The organism is Roseiarcus sp. (assembly GCF_049514155.1).
Taxonomy (GTDB): Bacteria; Pseudomonadota; Alphaproteobacteria; order Rhizobiales; family Beijerinckiaceae; genus Roseiarcus.
The window spans coordinates 1-2,648 of the sequence record NZ_JBEKVH010000282.1 but is presented as its reverse complement, the minus strand read 5'-3'; the positions used below and the strand labels follow the sequence as shown (position 1 = coordinate 2,648).

The 2,648-nt window shown below is 62.8% G+C and carries 5 protein-coding genes and 1 pseudogene; 4 read left to right on the top strand and 2 right to left on the bottom strand.

Going from position 1 to position 2,648, the window contains the following annotated elements; translation table 11 throughout:
• Positions 1–391 (top strand): annotated as a pseudogene (locus tag ABSF49_RS21470) (hypothetical protein); the annotation flags it as partial.
• Positions 392–444: 53 nt separating this feature from the next.
• On the opposite strand, the gene ABSF49_RS21465 reads toward ABSF49_RS21470, so the two are convergent.
• Positions 445–804, bottom strand: a complete 360-nt coding sequence (locus ABSF49_RS21465) for a hypothetical protein (RefSeq protein WP_424114664.1) — start codon at positions 802–804, stop codon at positions 445–447.
• Positions 805–1,147: 343 nt separating this feature from the next.
• On the opposite strand from ABSF49_RS21465, the gene ABSF49_RS21460 reads away from it, so the two are divergent.
• The 3 genes from ABSF49_RS21460 (at position 1,148) to ABSF49_RS21450 (ending at position 2,317) form a co-directional block, all read left to right on the top strand.
• Entirely contained in the window at positions 1,148–1,426 is a 279-nt protein-coding gene (locus tag ABSF49_RS21460; protein ID WP_424114663.1) for a hypothetical protein, read from the top strand.
• Between the two features lie 195 nt (positions 1,427–1,621).
• Positions 1,622–1,924: a type II toxin-antitoxin system HigB family toxin gene (locus ABSF49_RS21455; protein ID WP_424114662.1), complete on the top strand. Its 303-nt coding sequence runs from the start codon at positions 1,622–1,624 to the stop codon at positions 1,922–1,924.
• Between the two features lie 9 nt (positions 1,925–1,933).
• Entirely contained in the window at positions 1,934–2,317 is a 384-nt protein-coding gene (locus tag ABSF49_RS21450; protein WP_424114661.1) for a helix-turn-helix domain-containing protein, read from the top strand.
• Between the two features lie 149 nt (positions 2,318–2,466).
• Here ABSF49_RS21450 and ABSF49_RS21445 read toward each other — a convergent pair.
• The coding region (locus tag ABSF49_RS21445; RefSeq protein ID WP_424114660.1) for a hypothetical protein at positions 2,467–2,648 on the bottom strand (182 nt) is incomplete at its 5' end.

The window sequence follows — 2,648 nt, the reverse complement described above, 5'->3', positions numbered from 1 at the left end:
GGACCCAAAAGATCGACATGTCGCAGCGGCCACTATTGAATGCAACCCATCGCAATTAATCACGTGGAATTTGAAGCACTTCGACAAGAGCGAACTCGCCGCGTTCAACGTTTTCGTCAGTAATCCGGACGAGTTCTTGTGTGAGATCTACGATGCCGATCCCGAACTCGCGTTCGCGGCAACCATCAAGTCGTATGGCTATGTCAAGAAGCGCGACGGCAGGCCAAGCTGGAATGACTACCTGGAGATGATCGAAACTTCCTGCAGTCCGAATAGCCTGCGATTATTCGCGCAGAAATTGAAAAGTCGCGACTTTGGCGATTTGTTTTCGACGTCGCCTCCAATTCCGCCTAGCAATGACCTACCGGATGGGTCTGATGGCCCCAATTAGACCGCGTCTGCTACGGCGCAACGCCAGGCGTGACGTCAGTCAAATCGCGCCGATTACCGCTTGCAGCAGTTGCCGAGGCGAGGGCGGCGGCCGCCGCTCCAGCCGCAGCATGACAAGATAGTTGGCAGGTATTTCGTCGAGACGCCGTGCAGGCGTCTGTTGACCAGCGTCTTCATCGTCTCGTGGTGGGCGTTGACCCGCCAGAGGTCGAGCGCGCCCTTGCGGCGCGGCGCATGGCCGATCGCCTTCTTCAGCCAGTCGTCCTTCGGCGGCTCGAAGATGCGGTGCTCGGCGCCGATCCTTTCGGCCAGCTTCTCATAGGCGGAGAAGGCGTCGGTACAGAGGACGGACTCCGGCTCGACGACGTCGCCGAGGCTGTCGATGACGTGATCCTTGGAGCGCCGCCCAAGCATGGCATCGATGTGGCGTCCGTTCCAATCGATGCCGGTCAGGACCCCGGGACCTGCTGACGCGACAGACCCGGCAGGAGAGCGCCCGAGCCGTGGTAGCGCGGCGGACGGTTCTCAGGCGACCTGCGCCGCGCTTCCAGCCGCGATGGCCCTTGAAGCTGCGCAGGAAGCCGTGGTAGGCGGGCGAGCGGGAGGCGATCAAACCCCACCCGGATCGCGGACCGGCCGTGCGAACGGGGGGAGGATCGAGCTCTCGCAGCCGCCGCAGGCGCCCCCTGGCCCGGCCTTTGGCACAGACCATCCGCTTGCGCGATAAGTACTATCGCCAATTTGTCGCTGCGCAGCCTTGCCTCGTTCGCGGCCGGTCGCCGGCCGATCCCATCATTTGCGCTTCGCCCAGCCGCGCGCGTTGGCGCGCAAGGCCCGCGACGAATTCACCGTTCCGTTGTGCCGGGCGCGTCACGACGCGCTGCATCAGCGCGGCGACGAGGCGGCGTGGTGGAAGAGCGTCAATATCGACCCGGTTCCCGTCGCGTTGGCGCTTTGGCGCGGCACGCGCTCGGGCGCGACGCCAGATCCGTCGTCCGAGGCCGCCGCCAGAGCGGAAAATGATGAACTGTCCTGAGGCGGCGCGCCACGGCCGACGAAAATGGGCAATATTGTTTCGCCGTGGCGCAATGGCGCCGCAGCCCGCTACGCGCGCCAAACGGCAGACCTGCGACGGCCTGCGATCTTGCGCTATGCCGATAGGTGGGTGGCCGCCTTCCGTGGTATAGGGCAATGCCCTTGTTCCCGATTTGGGAACATGCTAGGCTGAGGCATGCGGGTCATCGCTCGAAACGTGCTTGCTAGCTTCTCGGGCAAGCACCCGGAAGCGAAGGTCTCGCTTGAACGATGGCACGCGATCGTGAGAGCCGCGCAATGGACATCAACCGATGAGGTCCAGATGGCGGCTCCGAAGGCCAAGGTGCTGAACCGCGAGCGTGTGAGGTTTGAGGTCGCGGGAGGAAATTATCGCTTGGTGGCCGCCTTCGATTTCCGTCGGCAGATCGCCTTCGTGAAGTTCATCGGCGCCCACGCGGAATATGATCGCATCGATGCATTGAAGGTGTCGCAGTTCTAAGAGGACGACATGGACATCCAGCCCATTCGCACCGACCAGGATCACCGCGCAGCGCTCGCAGCGATCGAGGCCTGTTGGGGCGCACCGGAGGGTACGGAGGAGGGCGACAAGCTTGATGTGCTCCTCGCGCTCGTCGAAATCTACGAGGCAAAGCGATGGCCGATCGAGATCGACGAGACCTTCGATCCTATCGATGCGCTCCGCTATGCCATAGATGAACTCGGCCATACCCAGGCCGAGCTGGCAGAACTTCTGGGTTCGCGCTCGCGTGCGTCGGAGGTTCTTTCGCGTCGGCGAGCGCTCACGGTCGAGATGATTCACAAGGTCGGCGAAGCGTGGAAAATTCCGGCTGACCTTCTAGTTCGTCCCTACAAGACCGAACGAGCCGCCTGACCCGCACCTCCAGCATCATCGTAGAGCGGCTTCGCGCGGCTGGATACCATGCGACCGTCATGGCGTGTTCTGGCGTAAGTGGCGCGGCGCCTCCGCGGGCGCTGTGTCGCCGCGAAGTCGAAGCGCGGTCGGTCGAAGAACGCGCGCTGTCAAATAAGGGGAGCGAGCGACGCTGGCGGCCCCACCAGGCCAGTCAAAGAAGCGCGACCGACGTGCGGCGCGGTCTTGCAATCCAGGCCGGTCTTCCGTATCTTACGGATAATCAAGCGAGGTGGAAAATGCTCGCGGTAGCAGCTGCGGATATCGCCAAGAATTTTGGCCAATGGCACGA